Genomic DNA, 17733 nt, shown 5'->3' with positions numbered 1-17733 from the left:
AGCTCGGCACACATCACGGGACGATCATGCCTCCACGCTCCGCCCTGTTTTCACAGCGCTCGCTGATCCTCACCCTGCTGGTGCTGCTGGCCTGCGGCTTCCTGGCCACCTCGCTGCTCAGCTACTACTCCTCGCGTAGCGCCATCCATGACGGAATCGTCCATACCGAACTGCCGCTGACGTCCGACACGGTCTACTCGGAAATCCAGAAAGACCTCATTCGCCCTGTACTGATCGCCTCGATGATGGCCCAGGACACCTTCCTGCGCGACTGGGTGCTGGCCGGCGAACAGGACACCCGGCGCATCACCCGTTACCTGGGCGAAGTCATGGGCAAGCAGGACACCTGCACCTCGTTCTTCGTCTCCGACCGCAGCCTCACTTACTACCAGGCCAAAGGCGTACTCAAGCAAGTCCAGCCCGGCACCTGGCGCGATGAATGGTATTTCCGCCTGCGCGAGCTCAAGGCCCCTTACGAGATCAACGTCGACCTGGACATGGCCAACCAGGACAGCCTGACGGTGTTCATCAACTATCGCGTGCTGGACTACCAGCAACGCTTCATCGGCGCGGCAGGTGTGGGGCTCAGCGTGGCGTCGGTGGTCAAGCTGATCGACAACTACCAACGGCGCTATCAGCGCTCGGTGTTCTTCACCGATGCCCAAGGCAAGATCCTGCTGACCGGCTCCGATGGCGGTCCTCATGGCTTGCGCGTCGGACAGATGCTCGGCGACAGCGGCGACTTCGCCGCGCTGCTGGCGCAAGCCGCGGTGCCTGACGAAGGCAGCCACGAATATCAGGATGGCGCTGGACACAGTCACTTCCTCAACGTGCGCAAACTGCCTGAGCTGGACTGGTACCTCCTGGTGGACAAGCGCGAGACCGGCACGCTGGACCGCGTCCGCCATGCTCTTTACCTGAATTTGGCGATCTGCGCGATGATCACCCTGGTGGTGCTGTCGTTGCTCAATGCAATGCTCCAGCGGCACCAGGCCAGCACGACCGCGTTGGCCACGCTCGACAGCCTTACCGGCCTGCCCAATCGACGCAGTTTCGACCTACTGGCCGCCCAGGCATTGCTGGAAGCCCAGCGTGACCGGGCGCCACTGGTGGCGCTGCTGATCGACCTGGACCACTTCAAGGCGCTCAACGACACCCACGGCCACCTGGCAGGCGACGAAGTGTTGCGCCAGTTCGCCCAGGTGCTGCAAGGCAGCCTGCGCCAGTCGGATATAATCTGCCGCTGGGGCGGTGAGGAGTTCATCGTGTTGCTGCGCGAGGCCAACGGTCGCCAAGCCATCGAAGTGGCCGAGAAGATCCGCCGACGCACCGAACAATTGACGTTCACCTACGAAGACCAACCGCTACGCCTGACCACCAGTATCGGCCTGGGCAACCTTCAGCCGGGCGACACCGTCCATACCCTGCTGACCCGCGCCGACCGAGCGCTTTACCGTGCCAAGCAGGCCGGTCGCAACCGCGTCTGCACTGAAATCCCCGGATCCGACCATGAATGACAAGCAGCACTGCCCCGCCTGTGGCGCCCCCAACCAGTGCACCTTGGCCGATCCACGCAGCGCCACCCAGGCTTGCTGGTGCTTTGGCGTGGCCATCGACCCCGCCGTGCTCCAGGCCCTGCCCGCCGAGCTGCGCGACAAGGCCTGCCTGTGTCCACGCTGTGCCGGTGTTCTGGCACAACTCGAAGCAGCGCCCGACTCGCCAACGCGCTAGACTGCCCCCCCGCTGTTATCCCTGCCGTGCCTCATGCGACTTGACCGTTTCCTCGCCAATCTCCCCGACTACAACCGTCAGCAGGTGCGACGACTGCTGGCACAACGACGTGTGCGAGTGAATGGCGAGGTGGCGCATGACCCACTGCTGGAAGTGAACGACTTCAGCCGCATCGAAGTGGACGACAAGTTGCTTCAGGCAGGCTACCCGGCTCGCTACCTGATGCTGCACAAGCCCACCGGTTGCGTCAGCGCCACACAGGACCCTCGGCACCGCACGGTGCTGGACCTGCTACCCGCCGAGCAGCGAGACGGCCTGCACATCGCCGGACGCCTGGACTACAACACCACCGGCCTGATGATCCTGACCAATGACGGCCAATGGTCGAGACGACTCACCCAGCCCAGGACCAAACTGCCCAAACGCTACCTGGTCGAGACCGAGGACGAGATCGGCGACCACTATGTCGCCAGGTTCCGGGAAGGCTTCTACTTCGCCTTCGAAAACCTCACCACCCTGCCTGCCCAACTGGACATCCTCGGCCCGCGGCAGGCCCGGCTGGCAATCGTCGAAGGACGTTACCACCAGGTCAAGCGCATGTTCGGGCACTTCGACAACAAAGTCGTGGGGCTGCACCGGGAAAGCATGGGCCCGATTCAACTGGACCCAGCCCTTGAGCCAGGGGCGTTCAGGGCGCTGACAGCCGAGGAAATCGCCTCGGTCTAGCTCACCTTCCAGGGCCACGAAAAGCGGCGAAGGCGGGAGCCGGCGTGCCGACCAAGGCCCCCCGGCAGGCGGCAGATGATCGACACACGACCGTCCAGCGGCCAACGTCACATTTTTCCCTGAACGGCACTTGCGGGATCCCGCACCTGCTGCTTGAATCCAAATCGTCAGTCTGCATGTGACTTGCTAGTCACACACGCAGTCCAAGACGCCTTTTGCCGGCCACCCAGGGCCTCGATGCCTTGGGGCACGGCGAATCGCCCGCGAAAAACAATACCGTCGACACACGTGCCAAGGATCGACACAGGGCCCCCGGTTTCTCTTCAGGCGTATGCCTACCTGTCATAAAGAACGTGCACCCTAGGTGACGCGAATACCCTTTTTGCGCCAGGAGTCGAAGACATGAGGCCAGAAATTGCTGTACTTGATATTCAAGGTCAGTATCGGGTTTACACGGAGTTCTATCGCGCGGAAGCGGCCGAAAAAACGATCATCCTGATCAACGGGTCGCTGGCCACTACGGCCTCGTTCGCCCAGACGGTGCGCAACCTGCACCCACAATTCAACGTGGTGCTGTACGACCAGCCCTATGCAGGCAAGTCCAAGCCCCACAACCGCCAGGAGCGCCTGATCACCAAGGAGACCGAAGCGCACATTCTTCTTGAGCTGATCGAGCACTTCCGCGCCGACCACGTAATGTCGTTCTCCTGGGGTGGCGCCTGTACCCTGCTGGCGCTGGCGCACCAGCCGCGACTGGTGAAGAAAGCGGTGGTCAGCTCGTTCTCGCCAATCATCAACGAAGCGATGCGCGACTACCTGGAGCGCGGATGCCAGTACCTGGCTGCCTGCGACCGCTACCAGGTGGGCAACCTGGTCAACGACACCATTGGCAAGCACCTGCCGTCGCTGTTCAAGCGCTTCAACTACCGGCATGTCAGCAGCCTGGACAGCCACGAGTACGCACAGATGCACTTCCACATCAATCAAGTGCTGCAACACGACCTGGAGCGTGCACTGAAAGCTGCGGTCAACATCGACATTCCGGTGCTGTTCATCAACGGTGATCGCGACGAGTACACCACCGCCGAGGATGCCCGGCACTTCAGCCAGCACGTTGGCAAGAGCCACTTCAGCGTGATCCGCGATGCTGGCCACTTCCTCGACATGGAGCACAAGGCCGCCTGCGAGGAAACCCGTGATGTCGTGCTGGGCTTCCTCAAGCCAACCGTGCGTGAAACCCGTCAACGCTTCAACTTCGTCCCGGGGCAACATGCACTGGCCATCTGAGCGCATCGGCGTCCCGTAGCCGTTCACCCGCAGGCTATGGGTCGCCGACAGCTTTTTTATAACTTGGGCTTCTCAAGGAAGGAGGGTTCTGGTAAAAAGTCGACCGTCTACGCGGGTATAGTTTAATGGTAGAACAGTAGCTTCCCAAGCTTCCGACGAGGGTTCGATTCCCTCTACCCGCTCCACATCGCATTCCCGCATGACGTTCCAGCAACGTCATCGCTGTCAGAAGGAGCCTCGGCTCCTTTTTTCGTTTCTGCCTTTTCCTTGATCTGGCCCTATGGCCATGTGCCACCCATTCGGCTTGAATTCCCGCCGCACTATTCACTTGCCGGCAAAGCAATTTGCCAGGCATATGTTCCATGGACTCGTGAAACATTTCGAAAGGACCGCGTATGTTTCTTTCCCGCTGGTTGCCGGGCCTGGCCAACCTGCTGCATTACCGCCGTGACTGGTTCCACGCCGACCTGCAGGCAGGCCTGTCCGTGGCGGCGATCCAGATTCCCATCGCCATTGCCTACGCGCAAATCGTCGGCCTGCCCCCCCAATACGGTCTGTATGCCTGCGTACTGCCAATGATGGTCTATGCCCTGGTCGGCAGCTCGCGCCAACTGATGGTCGGCCCCGATGCTGCCACCTGCGCAATGATCGCAGGCGCCGTGGCGCCGTTGGCGATGGGTGATCCGCAACGCATCGCCGAACTTTCGGTGATCGTTACGGTGCTGGTGGGGGTCATGCTGATCGGCGCAGGGCTTGCCCGGGCCGGATTCATCGCCAGCTTCTTCTCCCGGCCCATTCTGATCGGCTACCTCAACGGCATCGGCCTGAGCCTGATCGCTGGGCAAATGTCGAAGGTGGTGGGCTTCAAGATCGAAGGTGACGGTTTCATTCTCAGCCTGATCAACTTTGCCCAGCGCTTGGGCGAGATCCATTGGCTGACGCTGATCATTGGCCTCGCCGCCTTGGGCCTGTTGGTGTGGCTGCCAAGACGCCACCCGCGCCTACCGGCGGCACTGGTCACCGTTGCACTGTTCACCTTGGTGGTCGGCCTGTTCGGTCTGGACCGCTTCGGGGTGGCCATCCTCGGTCCGGTGCCGGCCGGCATTCCCCAGTTGGCCTGGCCACAGAGCAACCTGGCGGAAACCAAAAGCTTGCTGCGCGACGCCCTGGGTATCGCCACCGTCAGCTTCTGCAGCGCCATGCTCACCGCACGCAGTTTCGCCGCACGCCACGGCTACGCGATCAACGCCAACCATGAGTTCGTGGCCCTTGGCGTGAGCAACCTGGCCGCTGGTATTTCCCAAGGCTTTGCCATCAGCGGCGCGGACTCGCGTACGGCGGTCAATGACATGGTCGGTGGCAAGAGCCAGCTGGTGGGCATCATCGCCGCCCTGGTGATTGCGCTGATACTGCTGTTTTTCACCGCCCCCATGGCCTGGATTCCACAGGCCGCGCTCGGAGCCGTGCTGCTGATGGCCGGCTGGGGGCTGATCGACATCAAGTCCCTTGAGCATATCAAACGCCTGAGCCGCTTCGAGTTCTGGTTGTGTTTGTTGACCACCGTCGGCGTACTGAGCCTGGGCGTACTGCCAGGCATCGTCTTCGCAGTGACCCTTGCGATCCTGCGCTTGCTGTACAGCATCTACCAACCCACCGACGCCGTGCTGGGCTGGCTGCCAGGAACAGAAGGCCAGGTCGACATCCGCCTCCACAAGGAAGCCCGCACCGTGCCGGGCCTGGTGGTGTACCGTTTCGATGACGCGATCCTGTTCTTCAACGCCGACTACTTCAAGATGCGCCTGCTCGAAGCGGTGCAAAGCCAGGCCGAGCCCAAGGCCGTACTGTTCGACGCCGAAGCGGTGACCCGTATCGATGTCAGCGGCATCGCCGCCCTGCGCGAAGTGCGCGATACCCTCTCGGCCCAGGGCATCCACTTCGCCATCGCCCGTGCCCGTGGCACGTTCCTGCGCATGCTGGTGCGCTCCGGTATGGCGCGGGAAATGGAAGACAAGCTGCTGTTCGGCTCGGTTCGCGCGGGGATAAGGGCGTATCGGTTATGGCGCAACAGGAGCCGGAACCCGCAACGGAACCCTGCTCCCGAGTGATTGCCAGCAGGCCACAGGCGGGGGTCGCTACTTCATGGCTGGGGCGGCGTCCAGAGGGCGAGCAAGCTGTGTGGCGTGTGCCCTTTGGGTAGCCAGCCACCCTCGCCTTGCCCGACATGCTAAAGTCGCCCCGCCCCGCTCCACCGAATGGACCTTCGCATGCCTGCACTCGACGCCCACCTCGCCACCTGGCCCGACCTCCACCAACGCCACCGCTGCGACGCCCTGCTGCTGGGCAATGGTGCCAGCCGTGCACTGTGGAAACCGTTCGGCTACTTTTCGCTGTTCGAACAAGCCCAGCGTGCCGGACGCAAGAAAGGCCTTGCTGTCAGCGACCAAGCCCTGTTCAAGTCCCTGGGCACGGAGATGTTCGAGACGGTACTCAGCACCCTCAACCATACCGTACGTGCCAATGCTGCGTTGGCGATCAACTCCACTGCCCCCCTGAACCGCTATTACTCGATCAAGGAAGCACTGATCCACGCCGTGCGCACCGTGCACCTGCCCTGGTCGCTGATGCCGGCGAGCACATTGACAACCATCAACCAGGCCTTGCGACAGTACCGCAGCGTCTATACCAGCAACTACGACCTGATTCTGCCGTGGGCCCTGCAGCACGCCCCACAGGGATTCGCCACGCTGTTCGACGAACAAGGCTTCTTCGACCTGCGCCGCACCCGCTGCGAAGGCACCCGGGTCATGCACCTGCACGGCGGGATGCACCTGCTCAAGCTGCCTGACGGCTCCACCCGCCAGCGCAGTGCCGAATGCGCTGAACTGCTCGATGGCTTCGCCGTGAACATTCCGGGGGAGGTGCCACTGTTCGTCAATGAAGAACGCAGCGACGAAAAACTGCGCGCCATCCGCAACTCCGACTACCTCGGCTGGTGCCTGACGCAGCTGGCGCAGGAAAGCCAGGGCCTGTGCCTGTTCGGACAACACCTGGACAGCACAGACGGGCATTTGCTCGAAGCCATTCGCCATGCCCGACCGGCCTACCTGGCGATCGCCATCCGACCATTGAGTGACGCTTCGGTAATCAACCAGAAGCAACACTTCATGGACAGGTTCGGTGACTTGCCTGGAACGGGAGTGCACTTCTTCGATGCGAGCAGCCACCCGTTGGGGCTGGCGGAGTTGGCCATCGAGGTACCGAGCGGGCGCAGTTGAGGGGTCAGCGAGCGATCAGGCCGTCGGCGGCGAGCAACGTCTCCAGGCAATGCTCCTGCACCCCATAGAACGCCTTGAGCTGCGAGATTTTCTCCAGCAATGCGCCATTGTCCACCGGCTGTCGACGCTTGACCGCCAGAATCATCTTGTTCTTGTTGGTGTGCTCCAGCGAAATGAATTCGAACACCTTGGTTTCATAGCCGCAGGCTTCCAGGTACAGCGCGCGCAGGCTGTCGGTCAGCATCTCGGCCTGCTGCCCCAGGTGCAGGCCGTATTGCAGCATCGGCTGTAGCAGCCCTGGACTGTGCAACTGTGGGCGGATCTGCTTGTGGCAGCATGGCGAGCACATGATGATCGCGGCGTTGCAGCGAATACCGGTGTGGATGGCGTAGTCAGTGGCGATGTCGCAAGCATGCAGGGCAATCATTACTTCGATGGCCTCTGGCACCACACTGCGAACATCACCACACTGGAACTCAAGGCCAGGATGCTCCAGGCGCGAAGCCGCTGCATTGCACAGGTCGACCATGTCCTGACGCAACTCGACGCCCGTCACCTGGGCTTCACGGCCAAGCGTGTTGCGCAGGTAATCATGCATGGCGAAGGTCAGGTAGCCCTTCCCCGAACCGAAGTCGGCCACCCGCAGCACTTGCTCGGCCGGCACCGGGGCATTGGCCAGCGCATGGTCGAAAACTTCGATGAACTTGTTGATCTGCTTCCATTTGCGCGACATGGAAGGGATCAGCGCACCCTGTGCATCAGTTACCCCCAGATCACGCAGAAACGGCCGGGACAGCTCCAGGTAACGCTTCTTCTCGCGGTCGTGCCCCGTGCTCACTGACGTTTCGCGGAGGGCTTGGGCGCCATGGCGCTGCAACATTGGCTTGCCCTTCTTGCTGAAGGTCAGCTGCACTTCGCCGTCAGCGTCGAACAGATGGGCATTGCGAAAACTCTCCGGCAGCAGCTCGGCGACCAGCGTCAGGGCCTGGTCCAATGACAGGTTGCGGGTGATATCGCGGGTCTGGTGGCGGTACACCAGCGACAGGTTGGGCTGCCCTTTGACTTGCACTGGCTTGGCCATGATCCGCTGCAAGGTCTGGTCGGCCCCCACATGGCGGGCCAGCACCAGCTTGACCAGGGTATTGCCGTGCATGGCAGCGCCCAGCAGCTCAAGGAACTGGGCACGCGCATCCGGCGCGGGTGAAGCGAAAGTACGAGCAGACATGGAAAACGGGTGCCTCGAATAGCGGGAAGCGCGCAGCGCAATGCGCGCATTCTACCGTGCCACGACAACCCAGTGGGAGCCGATCAGTCGAGGACCACCAAGCGGTTGGGCAGCTCGTTGCGGGCGTGGGTCGATGGCAGGTGTTCGCTCAGCAATTCGCCACAAGCCTCGATGCACTCGACGAAGCCTTGCAAGGTATGCCCCTGGCGCACGTGTTCGGCAAAGCGGGCGACGATGGCAGCTCTGGCAGCAGCGTCCAGGTGCTGGCTGACGCCTCGATCGACCAGTATTTCGACATGCTGCTCGGCCTCGCTGACGAAAATCAGCACACCAGTGCCGCCCGCCGTGCGTTGCAGGTTCTGCTCGCGAAACTGCTGGCGAGCCAGGCGCGACGCCCGCCAGCGGCGCAGCGCCTGTGGAATCAACCATCCCGCCAGGCGTGGGCTGCGCAAGAGCAGGCACAAGCCGACGAAGAGCAACACATTGGCGACCAGGAGCCCGCGCATGCCCGGCCAGCCAGACAACCATTGCAGCAGGCCGGGCACGGCCAATGCCAGCACGGCGGCCCAGAATAGCGGTAGATAAGCGTAGTCATCGGCGCGGCGCGCCAGCACGGTGACCAGTTCGGCATCGGTGCGCTTTTCGGCACGGGCGATGGCCTCGGCGATTCGGCGCCGGTCATATTCGTTGAGGAGGGTCATGCCTTGGCGCTCTCGATCGTTCTTATAGTTGTCGTCCCGGCACACAGGTGCTCATCCGCGGCTTGCATATTCAGGCATAATTCGCCGCTGGACGTGATCCTTGCAAACTGTACAACAATAGCCGCCTGAAAACTTCGGCCGCGCGCGTATCGCCCCCTGGATACGGCAGAGGCCTCGACAATGGAATTGATGATGAAACTGTCTTTGCTGGGCCTGGCCTTGGGCCTTGCCAGTCAGGCGGCCCTCGCCGCCCCCACCGCTCCCCCCCTCGAGGACAAGCAGGCGTTCATCAACCATCTGATCAGCCAGATGACCGAAGCCGAAAAGATCGGCCAGCTGCGCCTGATCAGCATCGGCCCGGAAATGCCCCGCGACAAGATCCGCGAGGAGATCGCCGCCGGCCGTATCGGCGGTACCTTCAACTCCCGTACCGGCGCCGAGAACCGCCCGATGCAGGACGCGGCCATGCGCAGCCGCCTGAAGATCCCGATGTTCTTCGCCTACGACGTCATTCATGGCAACCGCACCATCTTCCCGATCGGCCTGGGCATGGCCGCGACCTGGGACATGGACGCCATAGCCAAGGTCGGCCGCACTTCGGCCATCGAAGCCTCGGCGGACGCCCTGGACATGACCTTCGCCCCAATGGTCGATATCGCCCGCGACCCACGCTGGGGACGCACCAGCGAGGGCTTTGGTGAAGACACCTACCTGACCTCGCGGATCGGCCAGGTAATGGTCCAGTCCTTCCAGGGCAACAGCCCGGCCAACCCCGACAGCATCATGGCCATCGTCAAGCACTTCGCCCTGTACGGTGCAGTGGAAGGCGGACGCGACTACAACACGGTCGATATGAGCCTGCCGAAGATGTACAACGACTACCTGCCCCCCTACCGTGCGGCACTGGATGCCGGCGCGGGCGGGGTGATGGTGGCGCTGAACTCGATCAACGGCGTGCCAGCCACTTCCAACACCTGGTTGATGAATGACCTGTTGCGCAAGGAGTGGGGCTTCAAGGGCGTGACCATCAGCGACCACGGTGCCATTCAGGAGTTGATCCGCCATGGCGTGGCCCGCGATGGCCGCGAGGCGGCGAAACTGGCGATCAAGGCCGGCATCGACATGAGCATGAACGACACGCTGTATGGCCAGGAGCTGCCCGGGCTGCTCAAGACGGGTGAAGTGACCCAGGCCGAACTGGACCAGGCGGTTCGCGAAGTGCTCGGGGCGAAGTACGACATGGGCCTGTTCAAGGACCCGTACGTGCGGATCGGCAAGGCAGAGAACGATCCCAAGGAACCCTACGCCGATGCGCGTCTGCATCGCGAGGCGGCCCGGGATGTCGCACGCCGCAGCCTGGTATTGCTGGAAAACCGCCACCAGACCCTGCCGCTGAAAAAGTCCGGCACCATCGCCCTGGTCGGGCCGTTGGCCGACGCCCCGATCGACATGATGGGCAGCTGGGCCGCCGACGGCAAACCGGTGCACTCGGTGACCGTACGCGAGGGCTTGCGCCGCGCCGTGGAGGGCAAGGCCAAACTGGTCTATGCCAAAGGTTCCAACGTCACCGGCGACAAGGCGATCTTCGACTACCTGAACTTCCTCAACTTCGATGCGCCAGAGATCGTCGACGACCCACGCCCTGCCGCCGTGCTGATCGATGAGGCCGTCAAGGCCGCCCAGCAGTCCGATGTAGTGGTTGCGGTGGTCGGCGAATCCCGCGGGATGTCCCACGAATCGTCGAGCCGCACCACCCTTGAAATCCCCGCCAGCCAGCGTGAGCTGATCAAGGCGCTCAAGGCCACCGGCAAACCGCTGGTGCTGGTGCTGATGAACGGTCGTCCGCTGTCGATTGGGTGGGAACGCGAACAGGCCGACGCCATTCTGGAAACCTGGTTCGCCGGAACCGAAGGCGGCAACGCCATCGCTGATGTGCTGTTCGGCGACTACAACCCGTCGGGCAAGCTGGCCATTACCTTCCCGCGTTCGGTCGGGCAGATTCCGATGCACTACAACCACACCCGCATTGGCCGGCCGTTCACGCCGGGCAAACCGGGCAACTACACCTCGCAGTACTTCGAGGAACCCAATGGCCCGCTGTACCCCTTCGGCTACGGTCTGAGCTACAGCAGCTTCGAGCTGTCCGGCTTTACCCTGTCGAAGAAAGACCTCAAGCGCGGCGACACGCTGGAAGCCAAGGTGACCGTGAAGAACACCGGCAAGCGCGACGGCGAAACGGTCGTGCAGCTGTACCTGCAGGATGTTTCGGCGTCCATGAGCCGGCCGGTCAAGGAGCTGAAGAACTTCCAGAAACTGATGCTCAAGGCTGGTGAGTCGCGAACGCTCACCTTCCGCATCAGTGAAGACGACCTGAAGTTCTACAATGGCCAACTGCAGCGGGTCGCCGAGCCAGGGGAATTCAACGTCCAGGTCGGGCTCGATTCCGAGGCGGTGCAACAGAAGCGTTTCGAATTGCTGTAAGCAGCTTGCCCTATCGCCGGTAAACCGGCTCCTACAAGGACATGATAATCCCTGTAGGAGCCGGCTTTGCCGGCGAGAAGGCCTCAACCATCGTTCACCGGACCGCCCCATGCCATTTTCCTTTCGCGCCCTGCGTCTGGGGCTGATCATCCTGCTGATTCTGGTGGGCACCTCGCTCAGCGCAGGCTGGGCCATGCACCAGGCCAAGCGCCAGGCAATGGAGGACGATGCCCGCCGCGCCAGCCAACAGTTGGGGCTCTACGCCAATGCCCTGCACACCCTGATCGAGCGCTATCGCGCCCTGCCCGCGGTACTGGCGCTGGACCCGGAGTTCGTCGAGGCCTTGCGCGGCCCGGTCGACGAGGCGAAGCAAAACGCCCTGAGCCGCAAGCTTGAGCGAATAAACGGCGCAGCCAACTCTTCGACACTGGAATTGCTGGACCGAACCGGCCTGGCCATCGCAGCCAGCAACTGGCGCCTGCCAACCACCTATGTCGGCTCCAACTATGCCTTTCGGCCCTACTTCAAACAGACCCGCAGCGAAGGCAGCGGCCGCTTCTACGCCGTTGGGGTGACCAGCGGCGTACCCGGGTACTTTCTTGCCAGCGCGGTGACCGACGAACACGGGCGCTTCCTCGGCGCCATGGTGGTCAAGCTCGAATTCCCCGAGCTGGAACGCGAATGGCGCCAGGGCAGCGACGTGCTGCTGGTCAGCGACGCCCGTGGCATCACGTTCATCGCCAACCAGGACGGCTGGCGCTACCGCGAGCTGCAACCGCTCAGTGCCGCCGACCGTGCGGAGCTCGCCGAAACCCGCCAGTACGACAAGCAGCCCCTGGTGCCCTTGCAGCACCATGTACTCACCCGTTTCGCCAGCAATAGCCACCTGACCCGTGTACAAGGCCCGGACGGTCCGGCCGACTACCTGTGGGAAAGCCTGCCGCTGCAGAGCGAGGACTGGACCTTGCACCTGCTGCGCAAACCGCAGGTCGCCGCCGACGGCCGTAATGCAGCGTTGGGCGCCGCGGCGGTGTGGCTAAGCCTGGTGTTCGCCGCCTTATTCGTCAGCCAGCGCTTGCGCCTGGCACGCCTGCGCCAGCGCAGCCGCGAAGAGCTAAAGCGCCTGGTCGAGGAGCGCACCCGTGAACTGCGCACGGCCCAGGAAGGCTTGGTGCAGTCGGCCAAGCTCGCCGCCCTGGGACAGATGTCGGCGGCCCTGGCCCACGAGATCAACCAGCCGCTGACCACCCAGCGCATGCAACTGGAAACCCTGCGCCTGCTGCTCGACCATGGCCGCTACGACGATGCCCGCAAGGCGCTGGAGCCGCTGGAACAGATGCTCACTCGCATGGCGGCGTTGACCAGCCACCTCAAGACCTTTGCCCGCAACAGCCCGGTCGGGCTGCGCGAGCGCCTGGACCTGGCCAATGTGGTCGACCAGGCGCTGCACCTGCTCGACACCCGCATCCGCAACGAAGGGGTCGAAGTCGCCTTGTACCTGGCGCGCCCGGCCTGGGTACGGGGCGATGCCATCCGCCTGGAGCAGGTGCTGATCAACCTGTTGCACAACGCCCTGGACGCCATGGCCGACAAGCGCTACAAACGCCTGGAGATCCGCATCGAAGCCGATGACGAGCAGTGGCGCCTGAGCGTTCTGGACTCTGGAGGCGGCATCGCAGAGGCTGACCTTGGCAAAGTCTTCGATCCCTTCTTCACCACCAAACCGGTCGGTGAAGGGCTGGGCCTTGGCCTGGCGATTTCCTACGGTATCGTGCATGAGGCCGGTGGCCAGTTGCAGGCCCAGAACCTGCCTGGCGGTGCCCGTCTCAGCCTCACCCTGCCCCGCGACCTGGAACCTGTATGTTGAATTCAGTGATCGTCGTCGATGATGAAGCCAGCATTCGCACGGCGGTAGAGCAATGGCTCAGCCTGTCCGGCTTCACCGTGCAGCTGTTCGCCCGCGCCGAAGACTGCCTGGCCCAGCTGCCAGCGCACTTTCCCGGCGTGATCATCAGCGATGTGCGCATGCCTGGCATGGATGGCCTGCAGTTGCTTGGCAATCTGCACGCGCAAGACCCCGACCTGCCGGTAATCCTGCTGACTGGCCATGGAGATGTGCCCATGGCCGTGGAGGCCATGCGCAACGGTGCCTACGACTTCCTGGAAAAACCCTTCACCCCGCAACACCTGCTGGGCAGCCTGCGCCGGGCCCTGGAAAAACGTCAGCTGGTTCTGGAAAACCGCCACCTGCACCTACAGGCTGACCTGAAGTTGCGCCTTGAGTCCACGTTGCTGGGCATGTCCCAGGGTCTGCAGCAGTTACGTCGGCAAGTGCTCGACTTGGCGAGTCTCCCGGTCAATGTGTTGATTCGCGGCGAAACCGGCAGCGGCAAGGAGCGCGTGGCGCGCTGCCTGCATGACTTCGGTCCGCGAGCGGACAAACCATTCGTCGCGCTCAACTGCGCGGCGATTCCGGAGTCGCTGTTCGAAGCGGAGCTGTTCGGCCATGAGAGCGGCGCCTTCACCGGGGCCCAAGGCAAACGCATCGGCAAACTGGAATACGCCAACGGCGGCACGGTATTCCTCGACGAAATCGAAAGCATGCCGTTGGCCCAGCAAGCCAAACTGCTGCGGGTGATCCAAGAGCAGAAGCTGGAACGCCTGGGAGCGAACAAGAGCATCGATGTCGACCTGCGCATCGTCGCCGCGACCAAGCCCGACCTGCTCGAAGAAGCCCGCGCCGGCCGTTTTCGCGAAGACCTCGCCTACCGCCTGAATGTGGCTGAACTGCGTCTGGCGCCGTTGCGTGAACGGCGTGAAGACCTACCGCTGCTGTTCGAGCATTTCGCCCGTGCGGCCGCTGAAAAATTGGGACGGACCGTGCCGCCGTTGTCGGGGCCTCAGTTGGCGCAGTTACTGTCCCATGACTGGCCGGGCAACGTGCGCGAACTGGCCAACGCAGCAGAACGCCATGCCCTGGGGTTGGGTTCAGCGAACATCGAAGTGAGTCCTGCCGGACAGTCGCTGGTCGAGCAGATGGAGGCTTTCGAGGCACAGTGCCTGCGCGCAGCGTTGCGCCAGCACAAGGGCGAAATCAAGGCGGTGATGGAGGCCTTGCAACTGCCACGGCGAACGCTGAACGAGAAGATGCAGCGGCATGGGTTGGTGCGCGAGGACTTTCTGCAATAGGCGGAAACTTGCCTAACCAGCGCTAGAGATAGGCGGAAATCCGCTTATCGGCATGTCCGGACTGCTCAGCTTTGCAGCCCATCGCCGGCACGCCAGCGCCTGCTGGGATTGCGGCAAGGCCAGTCTGCGCAAGGGCTGGCCGGTAGATGACAGGCATGCGGCGCCCTCGAATGGATCGTCCCGCACTCATTTGGCACACCTTCTGCAAAACCCTTCTCAAGCTGCGCTTTGGCGCGCTCCACAAAAACAACGAGAAGGTATCCCTGATGGATAACGCCACCTCCCTGCCCGCCGGGGCGGCCATTGCGCCCGCCGCGGAAAAAACCACCGCCAGCCGCCTGAAGTCGATCTTCAGTGGATCCATCGGCAACATGGTCGAATGGTACGACTGGTACGTCTACGCTGCATTCTCGCTGTACTTCGCCAAAGCCTTCTTCCCTGCTGGCGACTCCACCGCTCAATTGCTCAATACCGCTGCGATCTTCGCCGTGGGCTTCCTCATGCGCCCGATCGGCGGCTGGCTGATGGGGCTGTATGCAGACCGCAAAGGCCGCAAGGCCGCGCTGATGGCCTCGGTGCTGCTGATGTGCGCCGGCTCCCTGGTCATCGCCCTGACCCCCGGCTACGAAACCATCGGCGTCGCTGCACCGATCCTGCTGGTGATCGCCCGCCTCATGCAAGGCCTGTCGGTCGGTGGTGAATACGGCACCTCGGCCACCTACCTCAGCGAGATGGCCAGCAAGGACCGCCGTGGCTTCTTCTCCAGCTTCCAATACGTGACGCTGATTTCCGGCCAGCTGATTGCCCTGGCGGTGCTGATCGTCCTGCAACAGACCCTGACGACCGAGCAGCTGTATGCCTGGGGCTGGCGCGTACCGTTCGTGATCGGGGCGCTGTGCGCGGTGGTCGCGCTGTGGCTGCGCCGTGGCATGGAAGAAACCGCCTCTTTCAGCAAGAAGGAAAAGTCCAAGGAAAGCCTGATGCGCACCCTGATGCGCCACCCCAAGGAACTGATGACCGTGGTCGGCCTGACCATGGGCGGCACCCTGGCCTTCTACACCTATACCACCTACATGCAGAAGTACCTGGTCAACACCGTGGGCATGAGCATCAGTGATTCGACCACCATCTCGGCGGCCACCCTGTTCCTGTTCATGTGCCTGCAACCGGTGATCGGGGGCCTGTCCGACAAGATCGGCCGTCGTCCGATCCTGATCGCCTTCGGTGTCCTCGGCACCCTGTTCACCGTGCCGATCCTCAGCACCTTGCACACCATCCAGACTTGGTGGGGCGCGTTCTTCCTGATCATGGCCGCGCTGATCATCGTCAGCGGCTACACCTCGATCAACGCGGTGGTCAAGGCAGAGCTGTTCCCAACCGAAATCCGTGCCCTGGGTGTCGGCCTGCCCTACGCCCTGACCGTATCGGTATTCGGCGGTACCGCCGAATATGTCGCCCTGTGGTTCAAGAGCGTGGGCATGGAAACCGGCTTCTACTGGTATGTCACCGGCTGCATCGCATGCTCACTGCTGGTGTACGCAACCATGAAGGACACCCGCAAGCACTCGCGCATCACCACTGACTGATCCTGAGTTTGCGCCGTTGAGAAAGGGGCGCTCCGTTGCACGGAGCGCCCCTTCTTCATTGCGATCGACACTGCAATTGCGGGATAACAGACCGTTCAGGACATCTCCAACACCTGACGCGGCTCACGACGCTGGTAATAGGTCGCCATCAGCACCAGCACCAGCAGCAAACCGCCCAGCACAGCCGAAGAGCCAATGGTGCCAAAGTCCAGCCCACCCTTCTCGTAAGGTTTGGTCAGGAAGTCGCCAAGGGTCGCGCCGAACGGTCGAGTCAGGACGAAAGCGACCCAGAACAGCACCACGCCCGGGATACGCGTCCAGTAGCGCGCCAGCACCACCAGGCCGATGGTAGTGCCAATCAACAGAGCCCCCCCTGCAAAGCCCAACCCCGAATCATCGGCCAGGTAATCACCCAACGCGGTGCCCAAGGTGTTGGAAAACAGGATCGCCACCCAATAGAACAGCTCGCCAGCACGATTCCTGATGCGGGTAACGTCCAGCGGGTTTCCGCTCAAACGCCAGGCCAGGAAGGTCAACAGCAGAATGCCGATCAACAACGCTGAGCCGGCGGCATACCCCAGACCCAGAGTACGGTCCATGAAGTCGGACAGGGTGGTGCCAGCGGTGCTGGTGGAGAGGATCACCAACCAGTACAGCATCGGGTGGTAGCGGCGCGAGAACAACTGGCCCGACAGGGTCAGCAGGAACACGCAGATCAGCAACACCGAGCTGAGCGCGTAGCCGATGTTCAGAGTCATCGACAGCAGGTCGCCAGCGGTCTCGCCAAGGGTGGTGGCGCAGATCTTCATGACCCAGAAGGCCAAGGTGATTTGCGGAAGTTTATTCATTGTTTACCGCTCCAGATTGGGGTGCGGCGATGGTGATGAGCAAAGCCTGAAAAATCGGTTGGCGACGTATGAAAAAAACGTTGGCCAGGCGATGGAGCGGAATTTTTTCTGTCTTAACCCCCCATTAATTTCACTCCCCCATGCTTTCCATAGCGCGAAAAGCCTCAGACGCCCGAGGAATTCCCCATATCTGAATGCTGAGACTTTGCATTGGGGCGGTCACTTAGGCGCACCAATACATCTATTAATTCGATTTTTATACGCTATTTTTTGCGCTTTTTAATCAAATTAATCGGAGTAGCATTAAACCCATAGAAACAAACAACCTCTCAAAACCCACGGAGCAACGATCATGAAAAACAAAATCATCCTGACCCTGGCCCTCAGCGTTTTCGCAGCAGGCGCCTTCGCCGAAGATGGCTACGACCGCACCAACAGCCACACCTTCGCCGCAGTACAGAGCCAGTCGGCTACTTATGCCGAAGACGGTTACGACCGCACCAACGCGCAACGCTTCGCCGAAGACGGCTTTGACCGCACCAACGGCCAACGCTTCGCCGAAGATGGCTTCGACCGCACCAATGGCCAACGCTTCGCCGAAGATGGCTTCGACCGCACCAACGGCCAACGCTTCGCCGAAGACGGCTTCGACCGCACCAACGGCCAACGCTTCGCCGAAGACGG

14 protein-coding genes and 1 tRNA gene are annotated in these 17733 nt (G+C 62.3%); 12 read left to right on the top strand and 3 right to left on the bottom strand.

From position 1 onward, the window contains the following. The first annotated feature begins 26 nt into the window (after nucleotides 1-26). The 7 genes from H620_RS0123105 (at nucleotide 27) to H620_RS0123075 (ending at nucleotide 7019) form a co-directional block, all read left to right on the top strand. Nucleotides 27-1517 (top strand): sensor domain-containing diguanylate cyclase, encoded by a 1491-nt coding sequence (locus H620_RS0123105; RefSeq protein WP_023378946.1) that lies wholly within the window; start codon nucleotides 27-29, stop codon nucleotides 1515-1517. Next, nucleotides 1510-1731, top strand: a complete 222-nt coding sequence (locus H620_RS0123100) for a cysteine-rich CWC family protein (RefSeq protein WP_023378945.1) — start codon at nucleotides 1510-1512, stop codon at nucleotides 1729-1731. The genes H620_RS0123105 and H620_RS0123100 overlap by 8 nt, the downstream gene beginning before the upstream one ends. A gap of 33 nt (nucleotides 1732-1764) precedes the next feature. Next, entirely contained in the window at nucleotides 1765-2457 is a 693-nt protein-coding gene (locus tag H620_RS0123095; protein WP_023378944.1) for a pseudouridine synthase, read from the top strand. A gap of 402 nt (nucleotides 2458-2859) precedes the next feature. Then, the gene (locus tag H620_RS0123090; RefSeq protein WP_023378943.1) at nucleotides 2860-3744 is read left to right on the top strand and encodes an alpha/beta fold hydrolase; all 885 of its coding nucleotides are present in this window, start codon (nucleotides 2860-2862) and stop codon (nucleotides 3742-3744) included. A gap of 111 nt (nucleotides 3745-3855) precedes the next feature. Then, nucleotides 3856-3929, top strand: a tRNA-Gly gene (locus H620_RS0123085). A gap of 210 nt (nucleotides 3930-4139) precedes the next feature. Continuing rightward, a complete protein-coding gene (locus tag H620_RS0123080) occupies nucleotides 4140-5849 on the top strand; it encodes a SulP family inorganic anion transporter (RefSeq protein ID WP_027908110.1) in 1710 nt (569 codons plus the stop codon). A 159-nt stretch (nucleotides 5850-6008) separates the two neighbouring features. Next, complete coding sequence (locus H620_RS0123075) at nucleotides 6009-7019, top strand: DUF4917 family protein (RefSeq protein WP_023378941.1); 1011 nt, start codon at nucleotides 6009-6011, stop codon at nucleotides 7017-7019. Between the two features lie 4 nt (nucleotides 7020-7023). On the opposite strand, the gene H620_RS0123070 is transcribed toward H620_RS0123075, so the two are convergent. After that, nucleotides 7024-8244, bottom strand: coding sequence for a class I SAM-dependent methyltransferase (locus H620_RS0123070; RefSeq protein ID WP_023378940.1), 1221 nt, complete (start codon nucleotides 8242-8244; stop codon nucleotides 7024-7026). An 83-nt stretch (nucleotides 8245-8327) separates the two neighbouring features. Continuing rightward, nucleotides 8328-8945, bottom strand: coding sequence for a TPM domain-containing protein (locus H620_RS0123065; protein ID WP_023378939.1), 618 nt, complete (start codon nucleotides 8943-8945; stop codon nucleotides 8328-8330). 189 nt (nucleotides 8946-9134) lie between these two features. Between H620_RS0123065 and bglX the strand changes: the two genes are divergently transcribed. The 4 genes from bglX (at nucleotide 9135) to H620_RS0123045 (ending at nucleotide 16201) form a co-directional block, all read left to right on the top strand. Further along, complete coding sequence (bglX, locus tag H620_RS0123060) at nucleotides 9135-11426, top strand: beta-glucosidase BglX (protein WP_023378938.1); 2292 nt, start codon at nucleotides 9135-9137, stop codon at nucleotides 11424-11426. 109 nt (nucleotides 11427-11535) lie between these two features. Continuing rightward, on the top strand, nucleotides 11536-13293 hold the full coding sequence (locus H620_RS0123055; RefSeq protein WP_023378937.1) for a sensor histidine kinase: 1758 nt from the start codon (nucleotides 11536-11538) through the stop codon (nucleotides 13291-13293). After that, nucleotides 13287-14615, top strand: coding sequence for a sigma-54-dependent transcriptional regulator (locus H620_RS0123050; protein ID WP_023378936.1), 1329 nt, complete (start codon nucleotides 13287-13289; stop codon nucleotides 14613-14615). The genes H620_RS0123055 and H620_RS0123050 overlap by 7 nt, the downstream gene beginning before the upstream one ends. A gap of 266 nt (nucleotides 14616-14881) precedes the next feature. Beyond that, nucleotides 14882-16201, top strand: a complete 1320-nt coding sequence (locus H620_RS0123045; protein WP_023378935.1) for an MFS transporter — start codon at nucleotides 14882-14884, stop codon at nucleotides 16199-16201. Between the two features lie 95 nt (nucleotides 16202-16296). Here H620_RS0123045 and H620_RS0123040 read toward each other — a convergent pair whose 3' ends face one another. Next, nucleotides 16297-17049: a COG4705 family protein gene (locus H620_RS0123040; protein ID WP_023378934.1), complete on the bottom strand. Its 753-nt coding sequence runs from the start codon at nucleotides 17047-17049 to the stop codon at nucleotides 16297-16299. Between the two features lie 352 nt (nucleotides 17050-17401). Between H620_RS0123040 and H620_RS0123035 the strand changes: the two genes are divergently transcribed. After that, nucleotides 17402-17733, top strand: a 332-nt coding sequence (locus H620_RS0123035; RefSeq protein WP_425311466.1) for a heme utilization protein, incomplete at its 3' end; no start/stop codon positions are given.

The sequence above is a fragment of the Pseudomonas taiwanensis DSM 21245 genome (assembly GCF_000425785.1).
Classification (GTDB): Bacteria; Pseudomonadota; Gammaproteobacteria; order Pseudomonadales; family Pseudomonadaceae; genus Aquipseudomonas; species Aquipseudomonas taiwanensis.
This window is presented reverse-complemented; position numbering and strand designations above follow the sequence as displayed.